This window comes from Aerosakkonema sp. BLCC-F183, from assembly GCF_041929145.1.
Taxonomy (GTDB): domain Bacteria; phylum Cyanobacteriota; class Cyanobacteriia; order Cyanobacteriales; family Aerosakkonemataceae; genus Aerosakkonema.
In genome coordinates, this window is sequence record NZ_JBHFNU010000021.1 from 1 (window position 1) to 20,596 (window position 20,596).

Below are 20,596 nucleotides of genomic sequence, written 5' to 3' on the forward strand. Positions count from 1 at the left end.
ACGGGAACGTTAAACGCCTCTGGAGACATCGACCTCTACATTGGTGAGGAAACTCCTCAATGTAAGCCGAGTCGTGGAAAGAGGAAACCCAGAAAGTGATTTCTGGAATCGCCGTCCGTTCACGGCGGCGAGGATGTCAAAGTATATAAGTTAGACAAATCCAACTCCGAACCTTATTCGTATTTCTAGAAGCTGTTGAAACTAAAATGACTGTACCTTCTGTATCGGACTCGATCGCACTAGCTAAAGATGTGGTGTGGAATAGACAGCAGCAAATAGCGCTGCTATCTGGGGAAATTTTGCTGGAGACGCGATCGCACTCTGCCTGGGGCGGTGCTTGTACTGCGTCAATGTACCTACCATGCAAGCGATCGCAAGCTTGGCAGCAACTGACGGACTACCCGCGCTGGGTGCAATATTTTCCCGATCTGATCCGCAGTGAAGTTTTACACCGAGGTGATAACCTGACCGGCAAAAGCAAGCGGTTGTATCAAATTGCCAGGAAAGCTTTCCTGATGTTCACCGCCGAGGTGGAAATCTACCTAAAAGTAATTGAGGTAGTCCAGCAGCAAATTCAGTTCCGGATGGAAAAAGGCAGCTTTATCGATTTTGCCGCAGATTTAAAGCTACAAGATTGCAGCAACGGCACTATACTTACGTATACCGTACAAGCAACGCCTAACATTCCAGTGCCATCAATTTTTATTCAACAGGCAATGCACTTAGACTTACCTGCCAATATGCGGAAGATGCGTCAGGTTCTTTGCAGTTAAGGAATAGGGAAATAACCCTCTGTAGCAAACTTTAGGAGAAACGTAATAACTCGCGCTCCTACACTTTCGATTTGAAAATATAGGGTGGGCAATGCCCACCCTACAATTTTAGAGATTTTGCGTGCAAATATATTTCCGCCTGTAGATGATATCCTTAAAGTAACCCAACAGGTTAAATACTAACAGGGTCTAGTAGGAGGAAAAAAATGGGTTTCAAGTTTGGCTACCCGACTATGTTAAAAAAAGCTTATCCGTCCATCTTTACCACACTATTAACCGTGCTTTCTATGGGGATAACTGCTACCGCAGGAATTTCCAGTACATACCACAATCAAAATTCTGCCAAATTTGCTGGAATTAAACAATTTGGCCCGATAATACGAGCTAAACAAGATGAAGGTAAAAGCACGATTAGCTCATTGAATAGGGCACAACAAGCTTATTATGTTGAAAATAACCGATTTACAGGAAATTTTGGCCAATTAGGGGTAGGTATTAGCCCGGAAACTGGCAATTACAGCTATAAAGTTGCTGTCGTAAATCCCAGAAGCGCAAGGGCAACAGCTTCAGCAAAAGACTCTAGAATCAGGAGTTATACGGGGGCTGTTTTTGTCATCGGGTCTGGCAATAATAGCAGAACAATTACTGGTATCTGTGAAAGTAACTCTGCAACAAGAACCCCTCCGGCTATGCCTCGACTTGTGCAGAATAATATTCAATGTCCTGCCGGATCTAGAAAGATCTAAATACAATGCGACGGGCTGTAAATTTACCCAATCCGTCGCATTTAGTAGCGATTTATTTTTAAAGAAATTTGATTCGATCGGCTTGCAAGTAGATTGTTTGGTTGCTCAGTTGTTGAGCTTCTGCGGCACTTAAACCCCATTGGGTTTGAGCTTGTTGAGAACTCGGCATCGGTTTGATAATACCGTTGAGATTAAGTGCTTGTCCCGGTTTAACAACAACTTTGTTTTCAGCGCTACCTGCGTCTAATACTGGATCGAGAACAACGAAGAGTTGTTGGTTGTTACCTGCACCCACCCAAAAAGTACGATCGCCATTGACATTTTGAGCCTTAATATTTGTTACTTCTACCCGCTTGTTAACAAGGGACTGTTGATCTGGTGTAGTGCCAACAATTGCTAAATCGGTAATTGGTTCCCTCACAACAACAGTCTGAGTGGGAATGGGACTGGGCGTCACCACGACAGTCTGAGTGGGAATAGGACTGGGTGTCACCACAACAGTCTGAGTGGGAATAGGACTGGGCGTCACCACGACAGTCTGAGTCGGGGTAGGAGTGGAGGTAGCAGCATTTGGGTTATTTGTGGTGTCGTTACAAGCTGCGATCGAACTGGCCATAATCGCTATGATAGTGGCTCTACTAAACCATGCTTGTTTGCCAAAAAAATTCCGATTGAATTCCATAGTCTTGACAAGCCTCCTTATCACTTTCGCTCAAGCTGGCAGTTCTTTTTATCAAATTTTGGCTCTACCTTTCTTTGATATGCTTACTCTAAACACTAAAAAAGGCGTTACGCTTCCCCCTAATGGAATAATTAACTTGGCTGAAATGATAAGGATTTGAAATATTAAGGTTAATTATCCAGATTTTTGGTTAGCAAAATACAGCCTTTATGTTCCTCTAGAGATTCAAAAAATTTCTTTCCCTCGAACGTATAGGACTTATATTCGATCTCTAGTTCTTCTTGAAATCCCAGCTTTTTAAATATGTGCTGAGAAACTAAGCTGGTTGCTTCCGTTACTGCCGTTTTATAATTTTTGCTTTTGGCTAGTTTTAAATTTTCTATGACTAGCTTAGAGGCAATATTTTTTCTTTCATACTCCTCCATTACACCCAGCATAGAAATATGAAGTATTTCTCCTTTATTTATCTGGCGATCGGCTTGGTATTTTTCGTCCATCTGTAACAATAGATTATAAATTACTTCCAACTTATCGGTAGTATTTGCTACTTGTTCGGGGAGACCGCTCATCCAATCCTCGGAAATAATGAAACCGCAAATTTGATTAGTTTCTTTATCTTTAGCAAGCAAAGAAAGTTTTTCTTGTGCAGCTTTTTGACAGTAAGGTTCAGCCAAAGTACGATATTCTTCGTAGGTGATTCCCAGGAGTTTAGTCATTGGCTCTCGTTGTGGGAAACAATCACAGAGACAAGCGACTGTATCCTCAACGTCTTCCGGTTGTAAGGTTCTGAAAATTATGTCGTTTTTTTCGTAGGAAGTCATAAATTAGACGTGAAAATGCAAATATTTTATTTTAATCCATTAGGGAGGTTTTTTCTATATTTAAGCTAGTAATTTCCCGAAATCATCCTATCTAGTAGCGCTTGCGAGCTATCTTAAAACCGTAGTTTACATACTGATATTGCACATTTCGGGTCGAGTGCTACGAACAATACTGGAACGAAATAAAGGCTCGTTTAGAGTAGGCATCACACCCATCTCGATCTTCAAAGATGATATTTGCAAATATTTATCTAAGATAAATTGCACCAGGTTTTTATTGAGGATTTCCCAATAGTCTGTTTCATTCCCATAAGTGATGAAAAAATTATCGATATCTTTTTTAACTGACATCAAATCTGGGTAGTCTTTTTGGTCGATCGCTTCTGCTGTCAAACGATAAGCTACTTTCAAATTGAGGATAGCTCCTCCCTGATGCTGAATCGCGTAGTTTGGCAATTTAAATGTAAAGATTTCTGCTTGTCGATCGCATTCGGGAACAGTTTCAGATATGGAGGGTAATGTAAATAGATTGAAGCAAAGCATCAAGGCTATAAGAAAAATCACAAATTTGCGAAACATAGTTTTTGGATTGGGCGTACAAAGCTCAAAAAGCGCGTTATTCAATAATTTTAACGTTTGATAGCAAATCTGCTTCCATTGCTAAGGTCATCCGCGCCGCTACGCGATCGCCCCTGCATAATACATATTTCGGTATTTTTGTCAATTTATTCTCAATTTATGCTAGTAAACTGGCCCTCCAGTAATTCCACTTTTTTAGTCTAATTCGGTCAGCATTTCGATCGTACTGACGCGAAAGCCGCAGGCAGAAAACAACTTTCTTGCTGCTTCGTTAGGTGCAGCCGTATCGAGTCGAATTTGTTTGACACCCATTTTATTAACAAGTGCGATTGTCTGCATTACCATCTGGCGGGCAATGCGTTGCTGACGATACTCCGGTTCCACCCAAATATCGTGTATAAAAGCATATTCCTTGAGACGATAAATGGGTATTTCCCGTTCTACCGTTGCGGCCAAAAATGCCACCAATTGTTTTGATTCAGGCGCTTCAGTTTCAGCGACTAAAAAAACGGCGCGATCGTCTGTTGCTATTTTACTCAACCAGCGATCGTATCGCAATTCTGGATTTGGTAAAAAGCCATATTTGGCAGCATCCCAATCTTCGTGCAAAGCACAAATTTTGGCAACCATCGGTAGGACTGCGGGTACATCAGCGGGTGTCGCGGGACGGATTATCATCATAGGGAAGCAAAGGTGTAAGTTGGGTTTCGCTATTCCTCAAACCAACCTACCGCGTTTTAAGACAGACGACGAAAGTAAATTTTCTCAAAAGTGCCGCATTCCAAAGAATTACCTTCAACAGTAACTTCTTCGCCATCTATCCAAGCTTGCTGTGACTCATACCCGTGCAGATGCACTTTCACACTTTGGTAAGGGAAAGTAAAATCGCCTTGCTGTTCCCAAGTTAAATCTAATCCTTCCTCAAATAACACGATTCGGAATACATCAAAGCGCGATTCTGCATAGCCGTCACCCGCATCGCCGTACATCCATCCTATGGAGTTTCCTTGCACGGGTGGGTAGAGATGGAGAATTAATTGCTTAGCTTCTTCCATTGGCAGAATAGTACCGACTTTTACCAAAAGAGGGATTTGCTCTAATGGTGCTTCCAGATTAACTTGCTGCGATCCTTCTAATAAGGCATCATCCCAGAAATTATACCAATGTCCTTTTGGTAAGAGAACATTGCGCGATCGCGCCTCTGCCTCAAAAATCGGACATACCAGGAGAGAATTACCCAAAAGGAAAGCATCATCCACATCCCAAAGTCGAGAATCCTCACTATCAGACCAAAAAACCGGACGAACGGGAGGATAACCCTTCCGGGACGCTTCCCATGCCAAAGTATAGAAATAAGGCATGAGTCGATAGCGCAATTGCAAGAATTGCCGCATGATACTCAGATAAGGTTCGCCATAACTCCACGGTGCGCGATGGGAAACGTTATTCGAGGAGTGAGTCCGGAAAAATGTCAGAAAACTCGACATTTGGAACCAACGGGTGTAAAGTTCCGCACTGGGATTCCCCTGAAAACCGCCGGTATCTGGGCCACTGTAAGGAATTCCCGACAATCCCAAACCTACTACCGTTGAAACGGTAATCCGCATCGCCTCCCAGCTACACTCGATATCGCCAGTCCAAGTCCAAGCATAACGCTGCAAACCTGCCCACCCGGCACGAGAGACGATGAAGGGGCGTTGGTGGGGTCGATGGTGGGACAAACTTTCGTAACCGGCTTTTGCTTGCAGCAATCCATAAAGATTATGGGCTTCGCGATGGTCGCCGCCTCTGCCTTCCATATAATGCTGGGTGGGTTTGGGAAGAGAGCGATCGCCCCATAAAATAAAAGCAGCCGGTTCGTTCATATCGTGCCAAAAGCCTGCTACGCCGACATCCAGCAGATATTCGTACTGGCGACTCCACCACTGGCGAACGACTGGATTTGTGAAATCGGGGAAAACGCACCAACCCGGCCAAACTGGGCCAGTAGCTAGCTTGCCGTTGGGTAATCGGCAAAACGCTTCCAATAACTGACCTTCCAGAAATAAGTTGCTGTGGCGGCTGTACTTGATGCCGGGATTCATAATCGCGATAAACCGCACGTCTTGCTGTAGCAGTTCCTTGGTAAAACTGGGTAGCTTGGGAAAGCGATCGGGATCTATAGTAAAAGCGCGGAAACCTACTTGAACGTCAATATCCAAATGAATCGCACTCAAAGGCAAGTTATGTTCCTCAAATGACCTCGCTTCGGCGCGGACAGCTTCTTCGGTACGATATCCCCAGTGAGATTGATGATAGCCCAAAGCCCAACGGGGAGGCAGCGGGGCACGTCCCGTCAACTCTGTGTAGCGTTCCAGCAGTTGCGCGGGTGTGCCGCAAGTCACGTAGTAACGCAGCGAACCCCCCTCGAAGTCTGCTGTCGCCATATCGCCAAGGGTAAAAGTGGCTTCGTAAGAGTTTTCGTAGAAAACTAGGTAACTGCCTTGCTGGTGCATACCCCAATAAACTGGTATACACAAATACATCGGATCGGAACCTACACCGTACATCCCGGCAGCATCGTAGTTCCACATCCGATATTTAACTTCCAGTCTGCCGTCTTTGGGGTTACGCAGGTTGAGCGGAAAAGCTCGTTCTCCCAATCCGTAGATGTTTTCTTCTTTACGCAGTAATGCTTGATGAATCCACCCTTCGGCTTTGCGCTGCGGCGGCATTTCTTCCCGCACGATCTGTCCGGCTGCATCGCAGAATTTCACACTGCCATCGATCCCGACGATGACTTTGAAAGTATCGCTCGATACGCTATAGCTATCTTCAGCTTCGTCTAAATTTGTTTGTACTTCCGGCCATTGGTGGCGGGCAATTCCGTAGGGGACGGGAGGTATACCGGGTCTCCAAGCAAGTCGGACTAAATCGGCAGTCAGAAAATATACTTCCAGTTCGGCTTGCTCGAAGTAAAAGTAAGCACCTCGGCTGCTTTTCTCAGCGCGGATAAGTTTGCCGGGGTTGTCAAAAGCTTCGTCGGATTGGGGAGGGGGGAACTGCTGTTCGATGCGATCGCGTTTAAGTGAGTATAAGAATGCGTGTGGCGCAAAACCCAAGTAGAATAGGGTTCCTGTAAAATACTTCCATCTTTGCGATATTTGCTTCCAGAAATTCATAGTGCGATAGTTCGAGCCAACATTTTGACCCGCGTAAAAGTTCGTTTACCAGTTAACTTTTTTAGAGCAAAACAAATTCTGGCTCAAAAGCTCATCAATCTTGGGTAAGATTTCTTTTCTACTACTGTAGCTGTAGAGGTAATTCATAAATTACCTCTACAGTTTAAGTCCAAATAAAAAACCCCTGCTGTCAGGGGCATCATCAGAGTGCATCTACTTAATTAAAAGGTAATTCCCGATCTGTACTCGGCAGTTCACACAAGCGGGTGAACTTTACCTTACTATTGTTCGGAAATTAAAAATTAAAAAGCAATTTCTAATCTTTAATTTTTTGCGATGGCGCGGCTAGCGAACCATCACCGAGACCGGCTTCGCGCAGTCTAACAGCACCGATATTGCGACTGAGAACTGCCAATCCCGCCAAGTGCGCCTGCAAACCAGCGGTACTGGCGCAGCAATCGGTAAGTACGATCGGTTCAATACCGAGATCGAAAAGATCCATTGCCATTTTCAAAACGCACATATCGGTGTCGATACCGACAATGAAGATTTTATCGATATAATCTTTTTGCAAGTAGTCAATCATAGTATCTGGCATACCACACAACCCCTGTTTGGAAAAGATTAATTCGGGTTTAGCAAAAGGTTGTAATTCCGGGACAATATTGGTTTCCGGTTCCGCATCGCAGCTGTGCCAATCAAGGAATTTTTGGTACGGCCCTTCTTGAGAATTGACAAATCGAGTGAATAAAATATAGTCATATTCGTTGCGCTGGATTAATTGCGCGATGCGTTGCGGAATGTGATGCGTGAATTGGTTGATAAAGCCGGATTGTACGTCAAAAATCAGTAATGGTTTTGACATTTACAACAACCTTTGAAAGTCGGTTATTTTTCCTTCTTCCCTAACCCCTAACCTCTAACCCCTAGTCCCTAGTTTGCCACCGATTTGGAGAGACATTAAACGTATAAGTTTCACCGTGACGCAGATATTTGACGCGATCGTCTAATCCAGCCGAGGTGACTGCTTGCATAAAATCTTCCAGCGGCGATTTGAAAACTGTGTAATCGTTATAGTGAATTGGTATGCTCAATTGAGGAGCAATAATTTGAATTGCCTGCACCCCTTGTTTGGCATCCATAGTTAGTAGGATTCCAAAAACTTTTGTGCCTCCCAGGTGTAGCAAAGCTAAATCAATATCGGGATATCGTTTGGGAATTTCGTAGATATCTTTATAAACGAGGGTATCGCCAGTAATATAGAGCTGAAAAACCGTTTTTCCAGCTTTTGACTGGAACTCTAGCATACTTCCCATTACTGGCGGCAGTACACTTGCCAAAACGCCGGGGCCGTGCCTTCCAGGTATGGCAGTGATGCTCACTTTGGCATCACCTTTGGTAACAGTAAAACTTTCCCAGTTATTGAGTCCGTGCGGTGAGGTGAAACCTTTGTGTTTGAGTTTGGCAGCGGCGTGGTGGGTGGTGATAATTGGTAAGTTTTTATCCAGCTTTTCTGCGGCGACACGATCGAAATGATCTTCGTGCATATGAGACAGCACAACCAAATCAAGGGGAGGTAGCTGCTCTATTTCTATAGCTGGATCGGTTGTGCGAGTTGAGCGTATCCCGTAACCTAAATGTACGTGGTCTCCCTGATGCAGAAAGTTGGGATCTGTCAGAATGGCGAATCCCGCGTAGCGCAAAAGGACTGTGGCGGTGCCAACGAACAAAATTTCACCGCTTTCTAAGTTTAAATTTTCACCCTTTGTTGGCAGTTTAAGTCCTTTTGCTTCATTCATAAAACGCTCCTTTAAAAGGTATTGATTTTCAGCTTATAAAAGGCACGACATTCTTTCCATCCTGACAATAAAACTGTTAGTCGCGATCGTAACCGGATTTATAGCGATCGCTCGGTCTTTCCACAGCAGCAGCATTTTCTGGTGCTTCATCGAGTCTGGTGGAATCGCCACCGAGATCGACAAGCTGTTCCACATCTAGTGTGGGATCGGTAGCATCATCAATTACGCCGTTAGTGTTGGTATTGGGTTTGGTCGAAGTGCTTTTATGACTTGCATGACCACCTGGCATAAATATTTCCTCCGCTCGTATGCGAACATACCTCAGCTTAGTTCCGCCTATTAGAACAAATACCTATCTTCAGGCTTAAATTCAAATTTAACATATCAGCACAAAGGAGGATTTATAGGTCATTAACATAGAAATGGTATCGTTACTAAATGCAATGCGACTTTTCAAAATATAAGCTTAACTGTTCGGCAAGTACCCGAACATTGGGTTTTCTAAGCATGGTTAAGTGATTGCCAGGAACTTGATGAACTTCGACGACCGTCGCTGATAATTTGCTCCAACCCATAGTAGGATCTTGATTGGTAATGCTAGTGCGATCGCTACTTTTAAAAAGAGTTATTTTGCCGGGATATACTTGAGGCACATAGCTAACAGTTGCTGCACTGTTCGCTTGAAATACTTTAAATATTGATTTACTTGTTAGTTCTTTTAATATCCGTCCTCTAGACTCTTTCGATATAATTTTGCTTTGCTGCTTGTCGTCAGCCGTCGCAAGATAAAAGTAATCCAGCGCAAAAGGCCATATATATCGCATTCCTGTAGTTAGGAGAAACTTTAAACCATCCCAGAAAGAAACTTGATTGCCCGGTAGTGGCGCTAAAGTGTCAAGCACAGCAAGTAAAGCTACTTCTTGTCCTGATTTTTGCAGTTGTTGAGCCATTTCAAAAGCAACTAAACCGCCGAAAGACCAACCGCCTAAAAAATAAGGGCCGTTTGGCTGCACCAAACGCAACGCTTCAATGTAGTAACTTGCCATATCTTCGATGCGAGTTAAGGGCGGTTTTTCTCCATCAAGACCGAGTGGTTGTAGTCCGTAAAATGGCTGTTCTATTCCCAAATGATATGCCAATTCGTAATAAGGAAAAACCATACCAAAAATGGGATGAACGCAGAAAAAAGGTGGTTTTGCACCTCTGGGATGAATTGCCACTAAGGGCGACCAAGCCAGAGAATTTGTTTCTGGTAAGAGAGCGTTGGCTAAACCTGCAATTGTGGGGTTTAAAAATAAGGATGATAGGGGTAACTGGCGGTTAAATTGTTCGTGAATTATATCGATGAGACGTATAGCTAACAGGGAATCTCCTCCTAACTCGAAAAAGTTATCGTAAATGCCTATATTTTCAATCTTAAGAAGGTCAGCCCAGATTTTTGCTAGGGTTGACTCTGTTGAAGTGCGAGGAGCGATGTTTGATTTTGAATTTGAGATTTCCGATTTTAAATTAAATGGTGCAGGTAAATTACGGCGATCGACTTTGCCGTTAGCTGTTAGCGGCAGAGAATCTAACAGTATAAAAATTGAAGGCACCATGTAATCTGGCAATTTATTTTTGATAAAATTGCGGAGTTCTACGCTCGTCGCTGTCAGATTTTGATGAGAAATAATATAAGCTACTAAACGTCGATCGCCTGGTATATCTTCGCGTACAATTACCACTGCTTCCCGAACTGCTGGATGCTGATTTAGCACCGCCTCAATTTCTGCTAATTCAATGCGAAAACCGCGAATTTTTACTTGTTCGTCGATGCGACCGAAAAAGTCAATGTTACCATCTTTGCGATAACGAGCTAAGTCACCAGTTTTATAAAGATGCAGAAAACCTGTTTCGTAAAGACGCAGAAACCCGGTTTCTTGAAGAAACCGGGTTTCTGAAAGCGAAATAAACCGTTCGGCAGTTAATTCTGGATGATTCAAGTAACCTTCAGCGACACCATCACCGCCGATGTACAATTCACCGATAATGCCGATGGGAACAGGCTGTAAATATTTATCTAATATATAAACTTGAGTGTTAGGAATGGGACGACCGATCGAAGGTTTTTCGCTGTCATCGGTAATTTCTGCAATTGTAGCCCAAACAGTTGTTTCAGTTGGGCCATAAGCGTTAAAAAATTTAGGGTTCGCAGGCGAGACGCCTGCTTGTGGCACAGGCGTCTCGCCTGTGCCACAAGCAGCCCATTTTTTGACAATATCTTGACTGCAAGATTCGCCAGCAGAAATAATAGTTTGCAGCGCGGGAAGTTCTTCTTTTGGTAATACTGATAACACCGCAGGCGGAAGCGTGACGTGAGTAATAGCTTTTTCGCGCAATAGTTTTATTAATGGTTGTCCGGGCAGAAGAGATTCTTTTTTTGCTAAGAAAAGTGTTGCTCCCGATCCTAGTGCCATGACTATCTCGAAGATGGAAGCATCGAAACTCAATGATGCGAATTGAAGGATGCGATCGCACTTTTGCACTTTGAAGATTTCTCTCTGAGCTTCTACTAAATTGGACAGTCCTTTATGTGGTATTAAAACGCCTTTAGGTTTTCCAGTAGAACCGGAAGTATAGATGACATAAGCTAAGTTTTCTAGCGTTAAATTAACAAGAGGATTTTTTTGGATCTGTTGTGCAATAGCCTGCCAATTTTTATCGATGTAAACGACAACAGAAGTGCTACGTGCTTCTGTTTTAGTTTTGAGCGCTGAATGAGTTAATAACACTGATACTTGAGCATCCTCAAGCATGAAGTTCAGGCGTTCTTGCGGATAGGTAGGATCTAAAGGTAAGTAGGCTCCGCCTGCTTTCAAAATACCTAAAATTCCGACGATCGCATCTAGAGAACGTTCTAAACAAATACCAACTAAAGTTTGTGGAACTACGCCCAATTCTTGCAAATAGTGTGCGAGTTGATTAGCTCGGTTATTCAGTTCCCAGTAGGTTAATTGCTCGTTTTCAAATACTACAGCTATGGCATCGGGAGTTTCTTCTACCTGCGCGGCAAATAAGTGATGGAAACATTCAGGAATTTTGGATTTTGGATTTTGGATTTTGGATTGAATAGAATTAAACTCTACTAGCAATTGATGTAGTTCTACATTTGTCAATATTGGCAATTCTGAAAGGCGCTGTTCTGGATTGGTAACAATAGCTTCTAACAAGCGTTGATAATGTCCCAACATCCGAGTAATTGTAGTGCGATCGAATAAATCAGTGCTGTACACAACTTGACATTTTAGACATTCCAATTCTGACCAAAAGTGAACCTCTAAATCTAACTTCGCCGTTCCCGGATCGAACTCCAATAAACTCAAAGTTAGTTCTGGTAAATATAGCGCTTCTACAGGCGTATTTTGCAAGCTGAAACTGACTTGAAATAGGGGATTGCGGCTCAAGTCACGCTCTGGGTGAAGTTCCTCGACCAGCTTCTCAAAGGGCAAGTCTTGGTGAGCGTAAGCGCCCATCGTTACCTCTTTCACCCTATTTAACAATTCTGGAAAAGTTGGGTTTCCGGATAAATCTGTACGCAGTACTAAACTATTGACAAAAAAGCCAATTAATCCTTCTATTTCGCTGCGGTTGCGGTTAGCAATTGGCGAGCCTACGGCGATGTCTTCTTGTCCTGTGTAACGATAAAGTAAGGTTTGGAATGCTGCCAGGAGAGTCATAAACAAGGTGACATTTTCTTGCTGGCTTAATGATGCGATCGCCTTACTCAAACATTGTGGTATTGTGAGAGATAGTTTTGCGCCTCGGTAAGTTGGAATTGCGGGTCTCACTCGATCTGTAGGCAAGTTCAGTATCGAGATTCCATCTAATTGCTTTCGCCAATAAGCTAACTGAGTTTCTAGCACTTCACTTTGTAACCATTGGTGTTGCCATTCGGCGAAATCGGCGTACTGAAGTGGTAGTTCTGGTAACGAAAAAGGCCGCTTTTCTACAAAAGCTGTGTAGATAATTCCGAGTTCGCGAATTAGCACGCCGATAGACCAACCATCAGCAACAATGTGATGTAAATTCAGCAGCAGAATATTTTCTGTTTCAGTTAGTTGTAATAGCGTTACTCGCAGCAATGGCCCTGCGGTTAAATTGAAAGGTCGCTGTGCTTCAAGAGTTGCCAAATGTTGCGCTTCGGTTTCTCGTTCAGTTTCTGATAAATTGCGTAGGTCGATCGCGGGAAGAGGTATACTTAAAGATGGTGCGATCGCCTGCATAAGTTGCCCCTCCACCATCACAAACGTAGTGCGTAAAGTTTCGTGGCGACGCACAATTTCGTTGAAAGTTTGCTCTAAGGCAGTTAGATTGAGCGCACCTGTTAGGCGCACTGCTGTTGACACATTGTAAAAAGGATTTTCCGGTGCTAATCGAGCGAAAAACCACAGCCGCTGCTGGGCAAAAGATGCCGTCAATACAAATACTTCTGCTTCTTCAAAAATATCGGCTCTGGAAATATTCTCCGTCATGCTTCAACCTGGCTTAAAAATTTCCCAACAAGCTGCATAAATTTTTATTTTGGATTATTATAATTCCATTCCTCGTTGTGCTAAAAAGCCTTTGGCTGGTGCTAACTCCTCTTTGTTTAAAATTATAGTTGTTTTGCTATTTTTTATGTACAAACGATAACTTTGTATAAAGAAGCTGTTAACTTTTTCGATTTTGTCAATTGCGCTCCAAGGAATCAGCAGAGGTGACGAGCCAATGTTAAATGGCGGAATGATACTCAGATATATTCCTTCGAGAGTTATGCCCACGTTTAGCGTTCCTTTGTAGCGAATCCCACCTACAGAACCATGTCTCATATAGCGAATGTTGGGTGGGGGTACTTGGTTAGTTTTGTATAGTTTTGCAAGGCTTAGCCAGCTTCTCGAAAATAGGAACCAAAAAATAATGACGTTAAGCATTATCACTATAATAATCATCAGATCGCGAGAGTCGTTCATAATTTTTTATTTTCAAAATCCAATATTTATGCTGGTATGGCAGTCATTCACCTGTTCCCAGTTTGTCAAATATCTGTCAATATCGCAAGTAGTAACTCAAGTTGCTTGAATGACTGCATTGTTGTGCTTTAGCGCTCAAGCGCAACAACATCCCTTATAAATATAGGACTTACGCAAAGAAACCGGGTTTCTACGAAAAATGGTAGGTTTCACCGTGAAAGATCGACGAAGAAACCCGGTTTATAGCCCCAGCGTGCGTAAGTCTTGAAATATAAAGAAATTGTTAAATTTGCCGTGGCGATCGCATCGCGTAGCATAGGTATATCGCATTTAGTCCATCAGCGATAAAGCCTGTAATTACTGCTGTTAAAACTTTCTGAAGCCGACCTTAATTTTTCCTGAGAAATCGCTGAAAAATGCTGAGATTTAACTCAGCATTTTTCAAGCAATTGTTTAAATATAAATTATTGGCAAACCTAATTCCTCAGTTATACTTGGTTTAAGTCTAAAGCAGAGACGCAATTAATTAAACCATATTAGACAGCAACTATGGACACAAGCACTGAAACTATCAAAGTCGTTCCTCCTGGAGAAGGTAAATCTTTCTGGCTACTAGGCGATTTAATTACTTATAAAGCAGTGGGAGAAGAGACTAACGGCGGATTCTCTCTTTTGGAAATAACCGTCCAACCGGAAAGTAGTGGGCCTCCACAGCATTGGCACAGGGAAGAAGTTGAGGGATTGTATTTACTGGAAGGAGAATTGTTAATTGAAAGCGGTGAAAAAAGCTTCACTGCTACACCCGGTTCGTTTGTTCTGGCTCCGAAAGGTATTCCTCATACCTATCGGAATTTAACAACATCGCCCGCCAAAATGTTGGCAATTATTACTCCGGCAAATGCGGGGAAATTTTTTGAAAAAGCAGGTGTACCGGCAACCGATAAGTCTACACCGCCGCCGCCACCGGAACCAGAAAAGCTCGGAGAATTAATTGCGATCGCGCAGGAGCACAACATCGAGATTAATCTACCCCAAATGGTGTAAAAATAGTAGATAGATATCCAAAGGAACCCGGTTTCTAGGAGAAACTGGGTTTCTGGACTGACAATCAATCATTTAAGGCAGTGGAAAAAACCGAAAAAGAGAAAATGCTGGCAGGCGAATTATATCTCGCTGCCGACGCCGAATTAGTTGCCGATCGCAAACGCGCACGTCGTCTGAGCAGAGTATACAATAATACTACTGAAGAAGAAACGGAAAAGCGCACGCAAATTTTAACGGAATTATTTGCCAAAGTTGGTGCTAATGTTGAAATTGAGCCACCTTTCTACTGCGACTACGGCAGCAATACTTATGTTGGCGATAAATTTTACATGAACTTTGGCTGTGTCATTCTTGACTGCAATAAAGTGGAGATTGGCGATAGCGTTTTATGCGGGCCTTATGTTCAAATTTACACCGCGTCTCATCCTATCTCACCGGAAATTCGTCTTTGCGGTAAAGAGTTAGCCGCTTCTGTCAAAATCGGTAATAATGTTTGGCTCGGAGGAAATGTTATCATTTGTCCAGGAGTAACTATCGGTGACAACACAACTATAGGCGCTGGCAGCGTGGTTGTAAAAGATATACCTGCAAATGTTGTTGCTGTGGGAAATCCCTGCCAAATTATTCGCAATTTATCTTGATTTTGCACTCTCAAGTATGACCGAAGCAGCAAACATCACCCAGGAAGAAAAAAGGTTAGCAGAAGCACGGGAACGCCAAGCACATTGGCAGCGTTGGGGGCCATATTTGAGCGATCGCCAGTGGGGAACTGTCCGCGAAGATTACAGCCCCGATGGTTCCGCTTGGGACTATTTTACACACGAACAATCTCGTTCTCGCGCCTATCGCTGGGGTGAAGATGGGATTGCGGGAATTTCCGATAACCATCAGCGGTTATGTTTTGCTCTTGCTTTCTGGAATGGCGAAGATGCAATTTTAAAAGAAAGGCTGTTTGGCTTAACGGGAAATGAAGGCAATCACGGGGAAGATGTCAAAGAATATTATTTTTATCTCGACAGCACTCCTACCCATTCTTACATGAAATGTCTGTATAAATATCCGCACCAAGCTTTTCCATACGATCGGTTAGTTGCAGAAAATGGGCGGCGCAGTCGCAAAGAGCCAGAATTTGAATTGCTCGATACAGGGATTTTTGATGATGACCGTTATTTTGATATTTTTGTAGAGTATGCCAAAAATTCGCCAGAAGATATTTTAATTCAAGTTAGTATTATCAATCGAGGTGCAGAAGCGAGAAAGCTACATCTGTTACCAACTCTTTGGTTTCGCAACACTTGGTCTTGGAATGGCATCAAAGATAAACCATTCGCGAAAGTCAGTCATACAGAAAATAAATTCAGCGTTATCGAAGCATCGCACCCCACATTGGGAGAAAGATGGCTGTACTGTCAGGATTCACCAGAACTTCTCTTTACAGAAAACGAAACTAATAACAAACTATTGTTTGGTGTTAGCAATGCTTCGCGTTACGTGAAAGATGGCATTAATAATTATATTGTACATAATCAAAAGTCAGCAGTCAATCCCAATAATATGGGAACCAAGGTGGCAGCATATTACTTGTTAACCGTTGATGCTGGCGAAACGAAAGTCATCCATTTGCGACTGAGCGATTCGGCAAATTTATCGCAACCGTTCGGTAGGGAATTTGAAGTTATATTTAAAACTCGTCAGCAAGAAGCAGATGAATTTTATCAGCGGATTGCTCCCAAATCGCTGTCAGAAGATGAGCGAAACGTGCAGCGACAAGCTTTCGCGGGTATGTTGTGGAGCAAGCAATTTTATCATTATGTTGTAGAAGAATGGTTGAATGGCGATCGCGCTACTCCACCACCACCAGAAGAACGCAAACGCAGTAGAAATTGCGAGTGGTTTCATCTTTATAATGACGATATTCTTTCAATGCCAGATAAATGGGAATATCCTTGGTTTGCGGCTTGGGATTTGGCTTTTCATACTATTCCTTTGGCGATGGTAGATCCCGATTTTGCGAAGAAGCAACTCGATTTGTTGACGCGGGAATGGTATATGCACCCCAACGGCCAAATTCCGGCCTATGAATGGAAATTTAGCGATGTCAATCCGCCCGTTCATGCTTGGGCTGCGTGGCGCGTTTATCAGATAGAAGAAAAAATGTACGGACGGGCAGATAAACGTTTTTTGGAGCGAGTATTTCAAAAGTTGCTGCTCAACTTTACTTGGTGGGTAAACCGCAAGGATGTCGAAGGAAAAAACGTATTTCAAGGCGGATTTTTAGGTTTAGATAACATCGGTGTTTTCGATCGAAGTGCGGAACTGCCGACAGGCGGACATATAGAACAGTCTGATGGCACAAGCTGGATGGGAATGTATTGCTTAAATATGTTGGCGATCGCGATCGAACTAGCTAAAACAAATTCAGCTTACGAAGATATCGCCAGCAAATTTTTCGAGCATTTTTTGTATATTGCTGACGCGATGAATCACATCGGCGATACTGATGGTTCGTTGTGGGATGAGACGGATGGTTTTTACTACGATGTTTTGCATCTCCCCGATGACAAAAATTTAAAGTTAAAAATTCGTTCAATGGTGGGATTGATTCCTTTGTTTGCGGTCGAAACGCTGGAACCGGAAACTTTAAATAAACTGCCTGGGTTTAAAAAACGGCTGGAATGGTTCATTAACAATCGACCGGATTTGAAAGAAAATGTCGCTTGCATGGAAACCCCAGGTATCGGTGCGAGAAGATTGCTAGCAATTGTTTATCGCAGTAAACTAAAGTGCATTTTGAAAAGATTGCTGGATGAAACAGAGTTTTTTGGAGATTATGGCATTCGCGGCCTTTCCAAATATCATGCCCAAAATCCATATATTTTTAATGCCAATGGATGCGAATTCCGAGTCGATTACGAACCAGCAGAATCTAGCAGCAATCTTTTCGGCGGCAATTCCAATTGGCGCGGCCCAGTTTGGTTTCCCGTAAATTACTTAATTACAGAAGCGTTGCACAAGTTTTATTCTTACTTGGGCGATGATTTCAAAATCGAGTGTCCCACAGGTTCGGGTCAAGAAATGACGCTGCGGGAAGTGGCGATCGCATTGTCTCGTAATGTTGTCAATATTTTTCTAAAAGATTCTTCTGGTAATAGACCTGTTTACGGTAAAATTGATAAACTGCAAACCGACCCTAACTGGCGCGATTCGATCCTTTTTTACGAATATTTTCATGGCGATAACGGTACGGGACTTGGTGCTAGCCATCAAACCGGATGGACTGGTTTAGTAGCAGAATTAATTCAACAGTGTGGAGAGGATAGGAGTAAAAATATCGCTTCTAGTTGAGCGCCCTTACTTTTAGAAACAATGCGGCTATTAGCGTACAGATTATTGTCCGCTCAAGCCATCACGATATTATTCTAATAATTTAGATTAATAATATAGGCAGATGATTAAGCTTTCAATAAAGCAATTTATTCTGACTGCAAGCAATGCAGAAAGTGCTACAATAAATCTTGGTTTTTATCAAAGGATTGTGCAGTAAATTTGTCGCTTCTTCTACTGCCAGAGGCTGACTGAATAAATAACCTTGCATCTCTTCTGATTGCAAACTTCGCAATAATTCCAATTGCTCGCGAGTCTCGACTCCCTCTGCCACTACTTTTAAATTAAGGCCGCGTCCGAGCGTAATCATAGCAGAAATAATTGCTATATCCTGCGGGTTATCCTTCAAATCCCGCACAAAAGACTGATCGATTTTAAGCTTATCAAAGGGGAACTTTTTTAAATAACCCAAGGAAGAATAACCAGTACCAAAATCATCAATAGAAATGTAAACTCCCAACGTTTGCAAGTCTCGCAACATTTCACTGGCAAAGTCAAGATTCTGCATAATAGTAGTTTCGGTAATTTCCAGCTCTAAATACTGAGGATCTAGCCCTGTCTCTTCCAACACCATTGCCACTCTAGATGCGATGTTAGGTTGTTGGAACTGCCGAGGCGAAAGGTTAACTGCCACCCGCAACGGCGAAAATCCCGCATTCTGCCAAGCTTTATTTTGGGCGCAAGCAGTCCGCAGCACCCACTCGCCGATCGGTACAATTAATCCGTTTTCTTCTGCTAGGTGAATAAATTGTCCTGGTGAGACTAGACCCAGTTCTGGATGTCGCCAGCGTACAAGAGCTTCCATACCGATGATTTCCCCAGTGTTGATGTGTATCTGAGGCTGGTAGTAAACTTCAAACTCACGCTGCTCTAGCGCTTGGTGCAGGCGATTTTCTAACGCCAACAATTGGGAAGCTTGTGCGTTCATCTCCGGCTTGTAGAACCGATAATTATTCCGACCGTGTTCTTTAGCGCGGTATAGTGCGGCATCAGCATTTCTTAATAAAGTTTCGGCATCTTCACCATCGTGGGGATAGAGCGCAATGCCAATGCTACTGGTGATATGTAGGGGTGGGGTTTCCTCCCCCGTAGCGTGTCCTTGCAGGTAAAAGGCTGGCTTTAGAGCTTCGAGTATTCGTTGCCCCACCTTTGCGGCATCTTCTGGGCTGGTAATTTGGGGCACCAGTACGGTGAACTCGTCGCCTCCCCAACGCGCAACGATATCGCTTTCCCGCAAACAGGCTTTCACTCTCTCGGCAAAGCCTTGCAACAATCGATCGCCTACAGCATGACCCAGAGTATCGTTGATCGTCTTAAACCGATCCATATCCAGAAACATCACAGCCAGCATAGTTTTGCTATTATGGGCATTTGCCAGGGCTGTTGATAGGTGCCGATCGAACATTGTGCGGTTAGGCAAGCCGGTCAGTAGGTCGTGAAAAGCGTGATACTGGATCGTCGCTTCTGCTTGCTTGCGATCGCTGATTTCGCGCACAATTACCAAGACTTCATTTTCTCCGCTCACAACGATACGAGCTTCTTGATAGGAAACTTTAGCATCTTCGCAAGTTAGCTCAAACTCATATATTTGCGTTTCGCCAGTAGAAAGTGCTTGCTTGATGTAATACATCCGTTGCCGAGCTATTTCTGGTGGCAACACATCGTATATATTTTTACCCACCATATCGCGGTGAGTCGTCCAAGTCTGAAAATTTTTTGCCGGGATCGCATCCAGGTAAGTGCCATCTCCAGTGATTCTAATCATCAAATCGGGTATAGCATTCAGGAGAGCGCGATTTGCCGCCTCGCTCTTGCGAAGCAACTCTTCTGCCTGTTTGCGATCGGTAATGTCCCGCCCTACAGCACAGATAACTTTCCTGCCGCCGCAGCAAATTAGATTAAGGCTTACCTCAACATTAACTAAGGAACCATCCTTACGACGGTTCCAGCCATCGCTAATTAATAAGAATTGTTTTTCCGTTAAAAGCAGGTTGATATCGGAGTTAATAATTTCTCTGTCAACAACAAGGATATCGTAAAGTGTCAGTTCCAAAAATTCCTCTTGTGTGTAACCGAGCAAATTACAAATGGCCTGATTTGCTTCCAGAATACCTTTGCTATCAACATCAACAAAATAAATACCTCCGGAAGGTTGTTCGATCGCAGCGCAGTAGCGTTTTTCGCTCTCCATCTGTATTGACCTCTCAGCAAATAACAGTTCTACTGCGCCGAATAAAATTGTAATAGAAACCCTTCGCAAGTACTATGCGGCCAGAAGAATGCCTATACCGTTTGTAATCCAATATATTTTTCGATCTAAGTACTTTCACATCATAGCTCTCAAAAACAGTTTGTTTAAGTTAAATTGACAATACTAGCCTTAATACTTTTGTTAAAACCCAAATATAGTTCTGATATATATAAATAGCATCTGTCTTCCGGTAGAAAAATCCATTGTGTTAACCGTAACATTGATTACCGTATCAGGCTTGAATCTTAATTGCACGCTTAACTTTGCCCTTTAAGCCACAGAAGACTTAATAAACTAATCTCTCGACCATGATTAGAGATCGTTCATTTGACGATCGCCGATTGCAGTCCTGTCTTTAAAATTTACTT

16 protein-coding genes are annotated in these 20,596 nt (G+C 43.1%); 5 read left to right on the forward strand and 11 right to left on the reverse strand.

The genetic code is table 11. From position 1 onward, the window contains the following. Positions 1-206 precede the first annotated feature (206 nt). Both ACE1CD_RS05145 and ACE1CD_RS05150 read left to right on the forward strand, forming a co-directional pair. The gene (locus ACE1CD_RS05145) at positions 207-773 is read left to right on the forward strand and encodes an SRPBCC family protein (RefSeq protein ID WP_374798643.1); all 567 of its coding nucleotides are present in this window, start codon (positions 207-209) and stop codon (positions 771-773) included. A gap of 233 nt (positions 774-1,006) precedes the next feature. Beyond that, positions 1,007-1,519 (forward strand): type IV pilin-like G/H family protein, encoded by a 513-nt coding sequence (locus ACE1CD_RS05150; RefSeq protein WP_374798645.1) that lies wholly within the window; start codon positions 1,007-1,009, stop codon positions 1,517-1,519. Between the two features lie 58 nt (positions 1,520-1,577). Here ACE1CD_RS05150 and ACE1CD_RS05155 read toward each other — a convergent pair whose 3' ends face one another. The 10 genes from ACE1CD_RS05155 to ACE1CD_RS05200 form a co-directional block, all read right to left on the reverse strand. Then, positions 1,578-2,201: a hypothetical protein gene (locus ACE1CD_RS05155; protein ID WP_374798647.1), complete on the reverse strand. Its 624-nt coding sequence runs from the start codon at positions 2,199-2,201 to the stop codon at positions 1,578-1,580. Between the two features lie 170 nt (positions 2,202-2,371). Beyond that, a complete protein-coding gene (locus tag ACE1CD_RS05160) occupies positions 2,372-3,022 on the reverse strand; it encodes a GNAT family N-acetyltransferase (RefSeq protein ID WP_374822083.1) in 651 nt (216 codons plus the stop codon). Positions 3,023-3,148: 126 nt separating this feature from the next. After that, entirely contained in the window at positions 3,149-3,601 is a 453-nt protein-coding gene (locus tag ACE1CD_RS05165) for a hypothetical protein (RefSeq protein ID WP_374798649.1), read from the reverse strand. A gap of 195 nt (positions 3,602-3,796) precedes the next feature. Continuing rightward, positions 3,797-4,282, reverse strand: a complete 486-nt coding sequence (locus ACE1CD_RS05170) for a GNAT family N-acetyltransferase (protein WP_374822086.1) — start codon at positions 4,280-4,282, stop codon at positions 3,797-3,799. Positions 4,283-4,338: 56 nt separating this feature from the next. Next, positions 4,339-6,762, reverse strand: a complete 2,424-nt coding sequence (locus ACE1CD_RS05175) for a TIM-barrel domain-containing protein (RefSeq protein WP_374822089.1) — start codon at positions 6,760-6,762, stop codon at positions 4,339-4,341. A 316-nt stretch (positions 6,763-7,078) separates the two neighbouring features. Continuing rightward, entirely contained in the window at positions 7,079-7,627 is a 549-nt protein-coding gene (locus tag ACE1CD_RS05180; RefSeq protein ID WP_374822092.1) for a cysteine hydrolase family protein, read from the reverse strand. Positions 7,628-7,688: 61 nt separating this feature from the next. Next, complete coding sequence (locus ACE1CD_RS05185; protein ID WP_374822094.1) at positions 7,689-8,561, reverse strand: MBL fold metallo-hydrolase; 873 nt, start codon at positions 8,559-8,561, stop codon at positions 7,689-7,691. Between the two features lie 76 nt (positions 8,562-8,637). After that, positions 8,638-8,850, reverse strand: coding sequence for a hypothetical protein (locus ACE1CD_RS05190; protein ID WP_374822096.1), 213 nt, complete (start codon positions 8,848-8,850; stop codon positions 8,638-8,640). Between the two features lie 145 nt (positions 8,851-8,995). Further along, positions 8,996-13,072: an amino acid adenylation domain-containing protein gene (locus ACE1CD_RS05195; protein WP_374822099.1), complete on the reverse strand. Its 4,077-nt coding sequence runs from the start codon at positions 13,070-13,072 to the stop codon at positions 8,996-8,998. A 57-nt stretch (positions 13,073-13,129) separates the two neighbouring features. Then, on the reverse strand, positions 13,130-13,549 hold the full coding sequence (locus ACE1CD_RS05200; protein WP_374798663.1) for a hypothetical protein: 420 nt from the start codon (positions 13,547-13,549) through the stop codon (positions 13,130-13,132). A gap of 549 nt (positions 13,550-14,098) precedes the next feature. Here ACE1CD_RS05200 and ACE1CD_RS05205 point away from each other — a divergent pair. The 3 genes from ACE1CD_RS05205 (at position 14,099) to ACE1CD_RS05215 (ending at position 17,938) form a co-directional block, all read left to right on the forward strand. Continuing rightward, positions 14,099-14,593, forward strand: coding sequence for a cupin domain-containing protein (locus ACE1CD_RS05205; RefSeq protein ID WP_374822102.1), 495 nt, complete (start codon positions 14,099-14,101; stop codon positions 14,591-14,593). Between the two features lie 80 nt (positions 14,594-14,673). Beyond that, entirely contained in the window at positions 14,674-15,234 is a 561-nt protein-coding gene (locus ACE1CD_RS05210; protein ID WP_374822105.1) for a sugar O-acetyltransferase, read from the forward strand. A 16-nt stretch (positions 15,235-15,250) separates the two neighbouring features. Beyond that, a complete protein-coding gene (locus ACE1CD_RS05215; protein WP_374798669.1) occupies positions 15,251-17,938 on the forward strand; it encodes a glucosidase in 2,688 nt (895 codons plus the stop codon). A 115-nt stretch (positions 17,939-18,053) separates the two neighbouring features. Here the strand turns inward: ACE1CD_RS05215 and ACE1CD_RS05220 are convergent, their stop codons facing one another. Continuing rightward, positions 18,054-20,168, reverse strand: coding sequence for an EAL domain-containing protein (locus ACE1CD_RS05220; protein ID WP_374822108.1), 2,115 nt, complete (start codon positions 20,166-20,168; stop codon positions 18,054-18,056). Positions 20,169-20,596 lie beyond the last annotated feature (428 nt).